The sequence below is a fragment of the Halochromatium glycolicum genome, assembly GCF_016584085.1.
Classification (GTDB): Bacteria; Pseudomonadota; Gammaproteobacteria; order Chromatiales; family Chromatiaceae; genus Lamprobacter; species Lamprobacter glycolicus.
On sequence record NZ_NRSJ01000021.1, the window covers coordinates 84,869 to 98,273 of the forward strand.

A 13,405-nucleotide genomic window follows, 5' to 3' on the forward strand; every position below is an offset into this window, starting at 1 on the left:
ATTGTTCTGCTCAATGCGCTGAACCCATGCCGCAGGATGCAATAATCGCTTTACCGTCAGTAACTTATATCAATTGGAGCTGGCCCGGCCAGCGGCACGGCAGCAACTGCGAATTATCATTGCAGCAGCAGATAATAGCTCTGCCGTGCCCGGACTCTAACCTTGTCCGAACACACTACGCAACTTTTGTTCCGGACTCGATGCCACAACAACGTTGCTGGAGATGACGTTGAGCTGTCGGCAAGGCCTGTGACGGCTCCCTGCCTTGGCTTCCCAGCGCCGGCCTTCGGACCGACGCCCAAACCGATCGGCCGCGCGCTTAGGCGATTGCCGGAAAAGCTCGTACCGAATTGCGCAGGATTGTCGTTTGCCTTCGAGGAGCGTCGCCGGGAGCATAGCCGGGCTATGTGACCGGCGGCGCGACGAAGAAGGCGAGCGAAAAGACCAGCAAGGCGGTATGAGCTTTGACAGAAATCGCCTTAGGCCGCAACCCGCACGAGGTGCTGCTCCTTGAATTCGGCCCGGTGCTCGGCCGATGTCGGATCGTAGCCGTTCGCACTCATCTTCTCGACCAGCCAGTTCGGCAAACGGCCCCGAATATAGGTGTTGCTCGGATTGTCGGGATCTGCGTAGCGTGCATAGCTGGCGTTCGCTTCATTCGCCGCAGCGCGGCGACGCTTGCGCCCAAGCACGAGCAGGGTGATTTCTTCCAGGTCATAACCACGCTCGGAGATCATCTGCCTGATCTCATTCGCCAGCGTGCGCTTTTCCTCTTCGCGACGTGCCTCAAGGGCGCGCGCCAGAGCCTCTTTCTCGGCACTTAGATTCTCGAGATGAGCCTTCAATTCTTGAGCGCTGAGTTGTTCGTAGTTCTCCATCAATAGACCTCGTTGGAAGAGTCGCTACTTCTGTCTTTCAGGTAAGACGGTTTTCGGGACACCGCTTGATTGCCGCGGTGAACACTGGGACGCGATCATTCCTGGATGACAGAAAAATTTCAAGTGTTTGTTAGCGATCGGGGCGAATAGGAGCGCCCAGGCGGCGTTTATTGCGATTCGTCAATCAATTGTCAACGGTGAGACCTGACAAGGCGTTACTTGTTCCGGGATCTGGACGCTCAGGCGTTCAACTCCCTGGCAACGGCTGTTGAACAACAGCCTCAGGTGCATTCGATAGGCTGATCCAGCAACTCACAATGCGATGGAGGCACCATTCGATGCGGCCGATTGGAAACAAGGCGGAGCGGCTACGCCGCGGTGTCCTCGCATAGCCGTAGCGGCCGCCAAGGGCCGATTCGGTCGAGGCCCCAGCAAGGCTGTAGCCAGCCCTTGTCTTTCGGGCCGCAGTGGCGCGAACCGAAACGGACTATTCACACAGGGAGCGCGCGGCGAATGTGGCGACGACGGTCAGGCATCGCTGCGCCGTTGGAGGTAGCTGCCGCTGGACGTAGCTGGGGTCGTGCGAGCGCGCAGGGCACGGATGGCTTGCCGAAGGAACCGGAGGTCGTCATCTGAACAAGGCAGAGATGACGTCATCCTCAACAGCTAAGGCATTGATTGCAAATGGTGCGCGAGGGGGGACTCGAACCCCCACGGGTTACCCCACTGGAACCTAAATCCAGCGCGTCTACCAATTCCGCCACCCGCGCCTTGATCTGATGGGTCGACGCTGATCCGATCGGCCCTCACAGCGATACGAGGAGACCGACCCGAGAACGACTGGGAAGGAAGCATCTTCAGTCGGCACCGGACAGAACGGCACCCAGACCATCCTCTAAGTGTAACGGCTTCGGTAGCGCAGGTCACCTGATCGGCTTGTTGCCGATACCAACCGAGTGCTTGCTTTTTGCGGCATGACGTAGGAATGTCGGCGTCCATTCACTGTTGGAGTCTCCTTATGCGAACATTGCGTTGGTTATGGCTTCTGGCCCTTGCGCTCTCGGTGAGCGGCTGTATCAAGGTCGACCAGACGCTGACGTTGGAGGATGATGGGTCCGGTACCCTGGATATCCGCTATGGGATGTCAGAGCAGACGATCTCGCAGCTCGAGACGATGGAGCAGATGGGCCAGGCGATGGGCGACAACGCCGGCACCGATCTTGGGATGGATACCGAAACGCCCTTCGACTTCGATTTCGATGAAGAGGATGTTCGCGAGCGCTTCGAGTCCGAGCCCATCAAGGGCGTCGAGCTGGTTTCGACCAACGCCGAAACCATTGACGGCTGGCGCTATATGAACCTCAAGGTCAGGTTCGACAGCTTGGCCGCCTTGGCCAAGACCGACCTCTTCGAAGACAGCGAGATCAGTCTCACACGGGACGCCGAGGGCCACTATGTGCTGCGGCAGCGCAGCGGTGACGCTGAGCCTATGCCCAGTGATGATTCAGCTGAGGACCCGATGCAGACACAGATGATGCAGCAGATGGCAGCGATGTTTGCAGGGATGCGGATCGCCAACCGTGTGAGCGTTCCCACCGAGATCATCGAGACCAACGCCACCGAGGTCGAGGGCCGCACCGCCTCCTGGGTGTTCGACATCGACGAGGAACCCTCGGTGCTGAGCAAGCTTGAGCACCTCGACATGCGCGTCGTCTTCTCCTCAACGGGTGCCTCGATCGACGAGCTCTGATCCGAGAAGCGCCCTGTGATGATGCCTGCACACCGGAGCCTGCACACCGGACCTCATCTTCCCCCATCGAGCAGGCAAAGGCATCGTTGGCCAGCGCGCTTCAGCGTGCGAGTGCGCGCAACCTGGCTAGGGTTGCGCGTCCTGGCGCTGCATCACCTCGAGCTCAACGCCCTCTGGCAGCTTTCGAATCCAGGGTTCGAGGGCTGCCAGCTCGGGCGGCAGAGACCGCATCGCATCCTGGGCCGATGGCTGGTCCGGATGCAGGCTATGGAAGAGCACGAACCAAGGCCGGCCGCGAAACCGCTCCTCGCGGATATAGACCTGCTCCGGCAATGAGTGATCGGCGATGAAGTCATCAAGCCGGACGCGATCGTAGACGCCGATCAGCTGCAGCACGAACGGCCGTTCCTCGAGTTGGATGCGGCTCGGAGCCGATTGAGCCTCCGCGGGCGGTTCGGCGGTTGCTGTTGGTTGGCTCGTTTCCTTATCAGCCGAATCGCTATTCGCATCGGCATCGGCATCGGCATCGGCATCGGCATTTGCATCGGCATCACTACCCTCCCCGCCGTCGTCAACATCGCGCGAACGCACTGCGGGAGACGCAACCTCGAGCGCTAGGCGCTGGTACTCCTCCTCAACCTCACGCCAGCGGCGATCGATCATCGAATCGAGCATCGCCACAGCACCGAACGCGACGAGGTCCTGCTGGTCCGCCGTGGCATCATCGACAGCTCCATCAGCGCCCGCGGTGCTAGAAGGTGCCGCGGCGATGGTCTCCGGCGTCGCCGCGGTTTCTGTTACCGCATTCGCCGGCGCTTCGCTCCCGGCCTGGACTGCAGCGAGATCGTTGCTCAGGCTGGCAACCCGTTGGCGCAGCATCGAGAGTTGATCCTCCATCCCTTCGGCGCTCGCCTCGCGCGCCGCCGGGGTAGCGCTGCTATCCGATTTCGAGCCACGACTGGCGCTCGCAGGCGGTGTCGCGACGAACGCTGTCACCCGTTCCTCCAGCCGCGCAACCGCATCCGCTAGGGCGCGTGACGTTGCGCCGAGCCGATACTGCAGATAACCGACGGCGACGGCCGTCAGGAGTATGATCAGGCCTGCGGCGAGGGCAAGCAGGACGCGTTGCCGGCGGCACTGCTGCAGCATCTCGCTCCTGTTCGTCTCGATCGCCCGCTGCATCTGCGTCGCCGTTCGGCGCCGTTCGTCGTCGACTGCGGCAATCCGCTCGACAAGCGATGACTGCAGCGTCTCGAGCCATTGGCCGTTGATCCCAGACGCGGTTGACGGGTTGGATGGTTCTGCCGAGGCGTCGTGGTGAAGAAACCCCGCAGCATCCGGTGGCTCCGGCGAGTTTGGAGGTATCGGCGGCACCATGGGTGCAATCCTTGTCGGCTTTGGTCGAAATCTTGCATCATCAGCCAAGCGCGACAGAATGCCAAGCGCTCGATTCCGGGTACCGAGACCCGAAACCCGGGCGCCGCTGGCTCGATAGACCCCTTGCATGAGGAGCCTCGATGGATCTCAAAGACAAGACCGCATTGGTGACCGGCGCCAACTCCGGCCTCGGCAAAGCGATTTCACGCGCACTGGCAGCCAGGGGTGCGCGGGTACTGATGGTGGCCCGAGACCCTGAGCGCGGCGAGCAGGCGCGCGCGGAGCTCGAGGCCGCAACGGGCAATGAGCGGCTGGAGCTGTTGATCGCCGATCTCAAATCGCAAGCCCAAGTCAGGCGCCTTGCCGAGGAGGTCAAGGAGCGGGCACCGGCATTGGACATGCTCGTCAATAACGCCGGTACCGCATTCCCCAAACGCTGTATCACCGAAGACGGCATCGAATGCACGCTCGCCGTCAACCATCTGGCACCCTTCCTGTTGACGAACCTATTGCTCGAGTCCCTGAAGGCAGCCGCCCCGGCGCGCATCGTCAACGTCGGGACGCGTATCAACTATTCGATGGAGCTTGGCGACCTGAACTGGGAGGGACGATCATTCAGGATGATGCGTGCCTATGTCGAATCGAAGCTCGGTATGCTCCATTTCACGCGCGAGCTCGCCAAGCGCATCAAAGGCACGGGCGTCACCGTCAACTGCGTATTTCCGGGCGTATTCAAATCCAACCTCGGCGGGACTGACGGCGCCCAGGGGTTTTTCTGGAAGGCGGTGAGCCTCTTGGTTGGCTGGGCGCTCGCGCAACCAGAGAAGGCAGCCGAGCGGGTGATCTATCTGCTCGAATCGCCCGAGGTCGCCGATGTCAGCGGTGAATATTTCGGCGACTGCGAGATCATCTCGCTCCCTGCACAGGTAGGAGAGCCTGCTGCGAACGCCCGGGTTTGGGAGATCAGCGAGCGGCTAGCCAACCTGGACGAAGGCTAGCGAAACGGATAGCGAGTGCTCAGTCTGAGGCGCGAGCTGCGTCTCAGCTTGCTCTGGCCTTGACCGGGTCGACGCGCTGCTCGGTCGCCCGCTCAAACAGCGTAAAGAAGTTCGCGCTCGTGATCTCGGCGACCTGCTCCACCGGAAGATCGTGCAGCGCTGCGATCTGCGCCGCGACATGGGGAACGAAGCGCGGCTCGTTCTTCTTACCCCGATGCGGGACCGGCGCCAGGTAGGGCGAATCGGTCTCGATCAATAGACGGTCCAACGGAACCCGCGCCGCAACATCGCGCAGGTCACCGGCGTTCTTAAAGGTCAAGATCCCGGAGAACGAGATATAGAACCCGAGGTCCAATGCCTGGCGAGCCATCTCCCAGTTCTCGGTGAAGCAGTGCATCACACCGCCGGCCGCTCCCGCATCTGAAGCGCGCATCAGCTCGATCGTATCAGCGCGTGCATCGCGGGTATGGATGATCAGCGGCTTGCCGACGGCGCGCGCTGCCGCGATATGGGTCTCGAAGCGCCGGCGCTGCCAGTCGAGATCGCCATCATTGTAGTGATAATCGAGTCCGGTCTCGCCGATCGCGACCACTGCTGGATCGGAGGCCATCTTGATCAGCTGCTCTACCTCCGGCTCTGCAGCCGACTGCTCGTTCGGATGGACACCGACGGACACCGAGATATCGCCGTAGTCGGCGACGAGCCGTCGCATCGGCCCATAGTGCTCGAGGTCGATGCAGACGCAGAGCATATGTTGCACCCCGTCACGGCGGGCCTCGGCGATCATCGCGTCGAAGTCGCCCGCATAGGGCGACAGATCGACCCGGTCGAGATGGCAATGGGAATCGACGAACATTATGCGTCCTCACATCGTGTGGGTTGGGCGCTGCGCCTCGGCACCACCGGGTAGGTATTGCTCGAACTTGCGACGCACATCGCTCTTGTCCTGCTCGTTGAACTGGACCCCAACGCCCGCGGCGCGGTTGCCCTCCGATCCGACCGGTGTTACCCAAACCACGGTCCCAGCGATCGGGATGCGCTCGGGCTCGTCCAACAACTGGACGAGCAGGAACAGCTCGTCGCCGAGCCGATAGGTCCTCGTGGTCGGCACAAACAGGCCGCCGTTCTTGATGAATGGCATATAGGCCGCGTGCAGCGCCTTGCGATCCTTGATGACCAGGCTGAGGATACGGCGCCGACCGCCGGAACTGTCGGTTTGGCTCGAGGTTTGGTCCATCGGCAGTGCTCGCTGAACCTATGGCCGCCGCTGCATGACCAGTGCCCAGCGCACGAGGAGCGATTCGAGCAGGAGCTGCTTGTTGAGCGGCGCGTCGGACAGGCCATGCGCCCGATACAGATGCTGCAGCAGCCGATGGCCTTCCCGAGGATCGAGGCGTGGCGCAAGCGCTTCAAGTACCCCCTGAAGATCGAGATTGGTCAGGCGCGTGCCGCCCGTATCCGCGGAAAGCCGTAGCAAGTCACCGACCCAATCAATCATCAGCGCAGTCAGATCGGCGGTCTCGAACGACTGCCATTCAGCGGCAAGCGCGATGGGGTCCCGCTGCCCCTTGCCGATCGCGGCCAACCCGTCCATGACGGTCTTGCGGGCCTCGAGCTTGCCACTGAGCGCCAGATCCAGCGCCCGTAATGGCGCCCCGTGCGCCACCCTCAGACAGAGCCTCCCGTCATGCTGTTGCTGCGGGGCCTGATCACGCAAGCGCGCAGTCAACCAGGGCAGCGCATCCTGCTCGCGCGGCACCGAGAGCTCGATCGACTGGCAGCGGCTCCGAATGGTCTGCGGCAATCGTTGGGGGCGCTCCGAGACCAGTATCCAAATGCTCGAGCCGACAGGCTCCTCGAGTGTCTTCAACAGGCTGTTTGCGGCGAATGCGTTCATCGCCTCGGCCGGGTGGAGCACCAAGACCTTCGAGGTCCCACGGGTCGGCGTCAGACCCTCACGGCTGCAGACCTCGCGGACCTGATCAACGCGGATCTCGCCGCTCGCGCTAGCCGAGTCCGGCCCGACCAGGACCCTGTCAGGATGATTCCCGGCGTCGAGCAAGCGACAGTCGGCACAATGACCGCAGGGTCGGTCATCGGGACAAGGCTCGCCGCAGAGGACCAGGCGGATCAGCTCTTCGAGCAGACGGTGCTTACCAACCCCTGCCGGCCCGCTGATGAGCAGCGCCTGGCCGAGCCGGTCGCGACGATGCGTCTGTCTGAGCCGTCGCCAGGTCGGCTCCAGCCAGGGCGGCAAGGCATCATCGGCGCAACCGGAGCCTATGTGCTCACTCATCGCTCAACCGGGCATCGCTCAACCGGACATCGCTCAACCGGGCATCGAGCAGCCGCCGTGAGACACACCGGCGGACATCCGCCGCAATCTCGGCGGCCGGCCGATCGGCTGGAATCACCTCGATACGGTCGGAATGCTGCTCAGCAAGGAGCTGGTATGCCGCCTGAACGCGCTCGAAGAACGCCAGATCCTCGCGCTCGAACCGATCCATCGCCGAGCGGGCATGGGCGCGTGCCAGTCCTTCGCGGACAGGAAGGTCAAACAACAGTGTCAGGTCCGGCTCGAGCCCGTGCTGCACAAAGCGCTCGAGCCAAGCGATACGCTGCCAATCCAGCTGCCGACCTCCGCCCTGATAGGCGTAGGTCGCATCGGTGAACCGGTCGCAGAGTACCCAGCGTCCGGCAGCCAGCGCCGGCTCGATCCAATGCGCGATGTGATCGGCTCGGGCAGCGAAGACCAAGAGTAGCTCCGCATCCGGCGCGATTCCGGTATTCGCCGAATCAAGGAGTAGCGCCCGGACCTGCTCGGCTGTCGCAGTGCCGCCAGGCTCGCGGGTGACCAGCGGATCGACACCTCGATGCCGCAGCCAATCGAGCAATAGCTCGAGCTGCGTGGATTTGCCAGCACCTTCAACACCTTCGAACGTGACGAAACGGCCGCGCTCGGTTGCCATCAGGGCGACTCCCGCAGCGCGCGACAAGGCTGGTTGAGCTGATAGTGCCGCACGGCGCAGTTGTGCTCCTCGAGCGTCGCAGAGAAATAATGGCTGCCATCACCCTTCGCCACGAAGTAGAGGGTGTCACCATCGGCTGGATGCAGGGCCGCATGGATCGCCTCGCGTCCGGGCAGGGCGATCGGCGTCGGCGGCAGACCGTCGATTACATAGGTATTGTACGGGGTCTCCTCGCGCAGATCGGCACGGCGGATATTGCCGTCGTAAGCATCCCCCATCCCATAGATGACCGTCGGGTCGGTTTGCAGGCGCATGCCGCGCTGCAAACGCCGAACGAACACGCCAGCGATAGCCGGACGTTCCTCGGCGACCCCCGTTTCCTTCTCGATGATCGACGCCAGGATCAGCGCTTCATAGGGGGTCTCGATCGGCAAACCCTCTGCACGCTGTTCCCACTCCTCGGCAAGGACCGATCGCATCTGTTGATGCGCGCGCCGCAGCAGCTCGACATCGGAGCTGCCGCGCATGACCAGATAGGTATCCGGAAACAACCATCCCTCCGGATGGGCGGCGTCGATGCCGACACGCTCCATGATCTCGGCCGTCGGCAACCCGACCAGTTCGTGCTGCAGCGCCGGATGATCGGCCAGTCCAGCGACGGCCTCATCGAAGGTGCGCCCCTCGATCAGTGTGACCGGATACTGGATCGAACGACCGCTCGCGAAGCGTTCTAGGAGATCCACCGGGCGCGCATCCGCGGAGACATCGTACTCGCCGACCTTGAGCTGATCCTGCAGGCCCTTCTGATAGGCGAGCGCCGCGAAAAAGTAGGGATCATCGATCACGCCTTCAGCGGTCAGCCGCTCGGCGAGCGCAAAGAGCGTCGTGCCCGGGGCGATCTCGATCAGGCCTTGGTCATCGTCGAGCGCGACCGGGGTCCTCAGGAACTGCTGATACTCCACCCAAAGGATACCGAGCACCGCGACCCCGACCAGTATCAGCGACAGCAGTCCGCCAGCAAGGACCCTCACTGATCCGCACCCGGTCGCAGCAGCTGGGCCTGGACCCGCTCGAGCAATGGCCACGGCAGCCTCGACGGGTCCAGCTCATGATCCTCAACGAACCGAATCGGCCAGATCCCCATCAGCGCGTTGGTCAGCACGGCCGCAGGCGCCCGAATGAGGTCCCCAAGCGTCAGCCGACGTTCATGAACCGCCAGCCCAGCGCGGCTGGCCTCAGCCAACAAGCGCGCACGGGCCGTCCCGGCGACCCCGTTACGATCGATCCGTGGCGTATGCAAGCCATTGTGATCGATCATGAAGAGATTCGTCATCGTGCCGCACACCAGGGCGCCTTCGGTGTCCAGCATCAGGCCCTCGTCGATCGCCGGATCGGACCACTCAGAGCGCGCCATGACCTGCTCGAGCCGATTCAGGTGCTTGATGCCGGCAAGCTGAGGGTTGATACCGAGTCGGCCATGGCAGATCCGAACGCGTGCGCCGCGCGCGAAGATCCGATCATCGGCTGCAGACGCCGACTCGGTCAGTATCAGGATCCGCGTCGGCTGTGGATTCGGCGGCAGACGGTATCCGCGTTGCGAGGGGCCGCGTGTGAGGATGATCTTCAGCGTCCCTCGTGCGACGCCATTGCAAAGGGCCGCGGCCTCACGCTGCAGCCGAGCCGGCGATGGCAGCGGGAGACCTAACCGGACCGCACCGAGCGCCAGCCGATCGAGGTGGGCGAGCCAGCAGCAGGGCCGCTCAGCCCGGACCGCCAATGTCTCGAACAGACCGTCACCGTACGCGAGCCCCCGGTCCGAGACCGGGACCTCCGAGATCGCCTCCCCGTTGACGAGGCAGCGGACCGCGCTTCCGAGCTCCGCTTCCGAGCCCGGACTCGCAGCGAGCGCCTCGGGCTGCGGCCTCTCGGGTTGGGCCGGCGCCGTCTGGTTAGACGCGTTTGAAGACCAGGGTGCCGTTGGTTCCTCCAAAGCCGAACGAGTTGCTCAAGGCCACATCGATCTTCATCTCGCGCGCCGTATTCGGCACGTAATCGAGATCGCAATCGGGGTCCGGCGTCTGATAATTGATCGTCGGAGGCGCCACCTGATCACGGATCGCGAGCACGGTGAAGATCGCTTCAGCCCCGCCCGCGGCACCAAGCATATGACCCGTCATCGACTTGGTCGAGCTGACAGCGAGCCGATAGGCACCGTCACCGAAGGTCCGCTTAATCCCCTTGGTCTCGGCGATATCGCCCGCCGGCGTCGAGGTACCATGGGCATTGATGTAGTCGACGGCGCCCTTGTCGAGCCCCGCGTCCGCCAACGCCAGCAGCATGCATTCGCTCGCGCCATCCCCGGTCAGCGAGGGCGCCGTCATGTGGTAGGCATCCGAATTCATGCCCACGCCCACGACCTCGGCATAGATCGTGGCGTTACGGGCCTTGGCATGCTCATACTCCTCGAGCACCATCACGCCGGCGCCATCGCTGAGCACGAAGCCATCGCGATCCTTGTCGAAGGGCCGGCTCGCCCCCTGCGGGTCATCGTTGCGAGTGGAGAGTGCGCGGGCCGCAGCAAAACCGCCCAGGCCAACCGGGGAGGTCCCCATTTCAGCACCACCGGCGACCATCGCATCGACCACGCCATGACGGATCATATACGCGGCATCGCCGATATTGTGGGTACCGGTCGCACAGGCGGAGACGATCGAGTAGTTTGGCCCCTTGAGGCCATACTTGATCGAGAGATCACCTGCAACCATATTCACGATGTTGGCCGGCACGAAGAAGGGCGAGATCTTGCGCGGCCCGCCCTCGAGATAGGCACCATAGTTGTTCTCGATTCCAGTGATGCCGCCGATCCCGGAGCCGATCACAACGCCGATGCGACGGCAGTTCTCCTCGGTCACCTCGAGGCCGGAATCCTCGATGGCCTGGATACCCGCAGCGATCCCATAATGGATGAAGGCATCCATTTTACGGGACTCCTTCTTGGAGATGTATTGCGTCACGTCGAACCCATAGATCGGTCCGCCGAAACGGCTGCTGAAGGAGCTCACGTCAAAATGGGTGATTGGTTGTATCCCGCTGCGCCCCGCAAGGATGTTGTCCCAAGCGGACGGAATGTCGAGACCCACCGGCGCAACGATACCGAGTCCGGTGACGACTACCCTTCTGCCTGACATGAAATACCCCTCAAATCGAGTGAGCCACGAGCAACCTGTGGCCGCTGCAGCACCGGAACCGAGCTTGCAAACTGTCCCGAAACACACGCCCTCGGCGAAACCGCGCCAACAGGGCCGAGCCTGTCGGGCTCGCGCCGCCTCTGCGCGATAGGCACCTTAACCGAGATGCTCGTTGACGTAGTCAACCGCCTCTTTGACCTTGGTGATCTTCTCGGCGTCTTCATCCGGGATCTCGGTCTCGAACTCCTCCTCCAAGGCCATAACGAGCTCGACCGTATCCAACGAATCGGCACCCAGATCATCGACGAATGAGGCGTCCATGGTGACCTCCTCTTCCTTAACGCCGAGCTGCTCGACGACGATCTTACGCACCCGCTCTTCAACGCTACTCATGATTGGTTTACCCTCAGGATGTAGAGACACGTCACCCCCGCGATCAGAGGCCGCGCCATTTTAGAGACAAACATCAGCAGGCGAAAGCTCATTCAGCTGCGAGCTAACACCCTAAACGATTCATCATTCTTGTTATCAACCGGAACTCGATCAGACCATCAGCATGCCGCCGTTGACATGAATGGTTTGACCGGTGACATAGGCCGCGCCTGGAGATGCCAGAAACGCGACCGCAGCGGCGATCTCGCCGGGCGCCCCAAGACGTCCGAGCGGGATGCTCGAAAGGAGTGCCTCGCGCTGACCCTCGGGCAGGTCCCGCGTCATGTCGGTGTCGATGAAGCCGGGCGCTACCGCGTTGACAGTGATACCACGCGGACCGACCTCACGCGCGAGTGATTTGGTGAAGCCGACCATGCCGGCCTTTGCAGCAGCATAGTTGCACTGACCGGCATTGCCGCTGGCGCCGACCACCGAGCTGAGATTGATAATGCGTCCGCGGCGCGCCTTGGTCATCGGGCGCAAGCAGGCCTTGCAGAGCCGAAAGACGGACGACAGATTGGTATCCAGGATCTCGTCCCACTCGTCCTCTTTCATCCGCATCAACAGGTTATCGCGCGTGATCCCAGCATTATTGACCAAGATGCTCGGCATCGCACCGAGCTGGCTCTCGATCGCAGCCAGCGTTGAATCGATCGAGCCCTGATCCCTCACATCAAGACGGAGACCGATTCCAGCCATATCGGCTGCAGCGAACCGGTCTGCGATCCGAGATGCACCGCTATCGGTCGTTGCGGTACCGGCAACCTTCGCACCAAGCCGGCCGAGCTCGGCCGCGATCGCCTCGCCAATCCCTCGGCTTGCGCCGGTTACCAGCGCGATCTCTCCAGCAAGAATCAATTCATCCATTTGCGCTCGCCTCCACCGCCTTAGACAATCCTTCCGGGTCAAACAACGGCAGCGTCATCAACCGTTTATCGATCCGCTTTACCAATCCGGTCAAGACCTTGCCAGGACCCGCCTCGATTGCGAGCTGAACCCCGCGGTCGGCGATAGCCCTCACGGTCTCCACCCAGCGCACTGGGCTATACAGCTGCCGCATCAGCAGGTCTCGAATCTGTTCGGGAGACTCTGCAGCCTCGACGCTGACATTGTGCAGCACTGGGATCGATGGCGCATGCAGTTCGGTCTGCTCGAGTCGGGCTGCGAGCTGCGCTGCCGCATCCCGCATCAAGGCACAGTGGGACGGGACGCTCACCGGAAGCAGCACGGCACGCTTCGCGCCGGACGCCTTCGCCGCCTCGACCGCTCGCAGCACCGCGTCGCGTTCGCCCGCTATCACCACCTGGCCAGGTGCGTTGAAATTGACTGGCTCCAGAACCTGCCCTGACGCCTGCTCTCGACAAACCAGCGCGACCGCCTCGTCATCGAGGCCAAGCACCGCAGCCATCGCACCGACGTCCGCTGGCACCGCCACCTGCATCAAGCGCGCGCGCTCGGCAACGAGCCCGACGGCGTCAGCGAAGGTCAAGGCGCCAGCGCAGGCGAGTGCACTGTACTCGCCGAGACTATGCCCCGCCATGACCGAGGGCATTGCACCACCCTGCTCCCGCCAGCACCGCCAGACCGCAACGCCGGCCGCAAGCATTGCCGGCTGAGTGTGCTCAGTCTGATTCAATGCCTCCTCCGGCCCGGACTGGACGAGCGCCCAGAGATCGTAGCCGAGGACGTCCGAGGCCTCATCGAAGGTGGCGCGCACCTGCGGATGCGCCTGCGCCAGTTCGGACAGCATGCCGACCGACTGCGAGCCTTGACCGGGAAACAAGAAGGCGGGATGCGTGCTCATGCAAAGCTC

14 protein-coding genes and 1 tRNA gene are annotated in these 13,405 nt (G+C 62.7%); 2 read left to right on the top strand and 13 right to left on the bottom strand.

All coding sequences use genetic code 11. The annotated features are described in order from the left end of the window. Positions 1-479 precede the first annotated feature (479 nt). Together CKO40_RS12610 and CKO40_RS12615 are read right to left on the bottom strand one after the other, a co-directional pair. The gene (locus tag CKO40_RS12610; RefSeq protein ID WP_200346572.1) at positions 480-878 is read right to left on the bottom strand and encodes an H-NS histone family protein; all 399 of its coding nucleotides are present in this window, start codon (positions 876-878) and stop codon (positions 480-482) included. Between the two features lie 685 nt (positions 879-1,563). Then, a tRNA-Leu gene (locus CKO40_RS12615) sits at positions 1,564-1,648 on the bottom strand. A 248-nt stretch (positions 1,649-1,896) separates the two neighbouring features. Between CKO40_RS12615 and CKO40_RS12620 the strand changes: the two genes are divergently transcribed. Further along, positions 1,897-2,628 carry a hypothetical protein gene (locus tag CKO40_RS12620; RefSeq protein ID WP_200346573.1) on the top strand — a complete coding sequence of 244 codons (732 nt, stop codon included), beginning with the start codon at positions 1,897-1,899 and terminating at the stop codon, positions 2,626-2,628. Between the two features lie 126 nt (positions 2,629-2,754). Here CKO40_RS12620 and CKO40_RS12625 read toward each other — a convergent pair whose 3' ends face one another. Next, positions 2,755-4,005 carry an SPOR domain-containing protein gene (locus CKO40_RS12625; protein WP_200346574.1) on the bottom strand — a complete coding sequence of 417 codons (1,251 nt, stop codon included), beginning with the start codon at positions 4,003-4,005 and terminating at the stop codon, positions 2,755-2,757. 140 nt (positions 4,006-4,145) lie between these two features. Here CKO40_RS12625 and CKO40_RS12630 point away from each other — a divergent pair, with 140 nt between their 5' ends. Then, positions 4,146-5,003: an SDR family NAD(P)-dependent oxidoreductase gene (locus CKO40_RS12630; RefSeq protein ID WP_200346575.1), complete on the top strand. Its 858-nt coding sequence runs from the start codon at positions 4,146-4,148 to the stop codon at positions 5,001-5,003. A 43-nt stretch (positions 5,004-5,046) separates the two neighbouring features. On the opposite strand, the gene CKO40_RS12635 is transcribed toward CKO40_RS12630, so the two are convergent. The 10 genes from CKO40_RS12635 to fabD all read right to left on the bottom strand — a co-directional run bounded on the left by CKO40_RS12635 (position 5,047) and on the right by fabD (position 13,396). Further along, positions 5,047-5,859, bottom strand: coding sequence for a TatD family hydrolase (locus CKO40_RS12635; RefSeq protein WP_200346576.1), 813 nt, complete (start codon positions 5,857-5,859; stop codon positions 5,047-5,049). 9 nt (positions 5,860-5,868) lie between these two features. Next, positions 5,869-6,240 (bottom strand): PilZ domain-containing protein, encoded by a 372-nt coding sequence (locus CKO40_RS12640; protein WP_200346577.1) that lies wholly within the window; start codon positions 6,238-6,240, stop codon positions 5,869-5,871. 18 nt (positions 6,241-6,258) lie between these two features. Next, on the bottom strand, positions 6,259-7,299 hold the full coding sequence (gene holB / locus CKO40_RS12645) for a DNA polymerase III subunit delta' (RefSeq protein WP_200346578.1): 1,041 nt from the start codon (positions 7,297-7,299) through the stop codon (positions 6,259-6,261). Continuing rightward, on the bottom strand, positions 7,292-7,972 hold the full coding sequence (gene tmk / locus CKO40_RS12650; protein WP_200346579.1) for a dTMP kinase: 681 nt from the start codon (positions 7,970-7,972) through the stop codon (positions 7,292-7,294). Before tmk ends, holB begins: the two co-directional genes overlap by 8 nt. Next, on the bottom strand, positions 7,972-9,003 hold the full coding sequence (gene mltG / locus CKO40_RS12655; RefSeq protein WP_200346580.1) for an endolytic transglycosylase MltG: 1,032 nt from the start codon (positions 9,001-9,003) through the stop codon (positions 7,972-7,974). The genes tmk and mltG overlap by 1 nt, the downstream gene beginning before the upstream one ends. Continuing rightward, positions 9,000-9,962, bottom strand: coding sequence for an aminodeoxychorismate lyase (gene pabC / locus CKO40_RS12660; RefSeq protein WP_200346581.1), 963 nt, complete (start codon positions 9,960-9,962; stop codon positions 9,000-9,002). The genes mltG and pabC overlap by 4 nt, the downstream gene beginning before the upstream one ends. Next, a complete protein-coding gene (gene fabF, locus CKO40_RS12665) occupies positions 9,922-11,160 on the bottom strand; it encodes a beta-ketoacyl-ACP synthase II (RefSeq protein ID WP_200346582.1) in 1,239 nt (412 codons plus the stop codon). Before fabF ends, pabC begins: the two co-directional genes overlap by 41 nt. Positions 11,161-11,316: 156 nt before the next feature. Continuing rightward, positions 11,317-11,553 carry an acyl carrier protein gene (gene acpP / locus CKO40_RS12670; protein ID WP_200346583.1) on the bottom strand — a complete coding sequence of 79 codons (237 nt, stop codon included), beginning with the start codon at positions 11,551-11,553 and terminating at the stop codon, positions 11,317-11,319. 150 nt (positions 11,554-11,703) lie between these two features. After that, positions 11,704-12,459: a 3-oxoacyl-ACP reductase FabG gene (gene fabG, locus CKO40_RS12675; protein ID WP_242477008.1), complete on the bottom strand. Its 756-nt coding sequence runs from the start codon at positions 12,457-12,459 to the stop codon at positions 11,704-11,706. Then, entirely contained in the window at positions 12,452-13,396 is a 945-nt protein-coding gene (gene fabD, locus CKO40_RS12680; protein WP_200346584.1) for an ACP S-malonyltransferase, read from the bottom strand. The genes fabG and fabD overlap by 8 nt, the downstream gene beginning before the upstream one ends. Positions 13,397-13,405 lie beyond the last annotated feature (9 nt).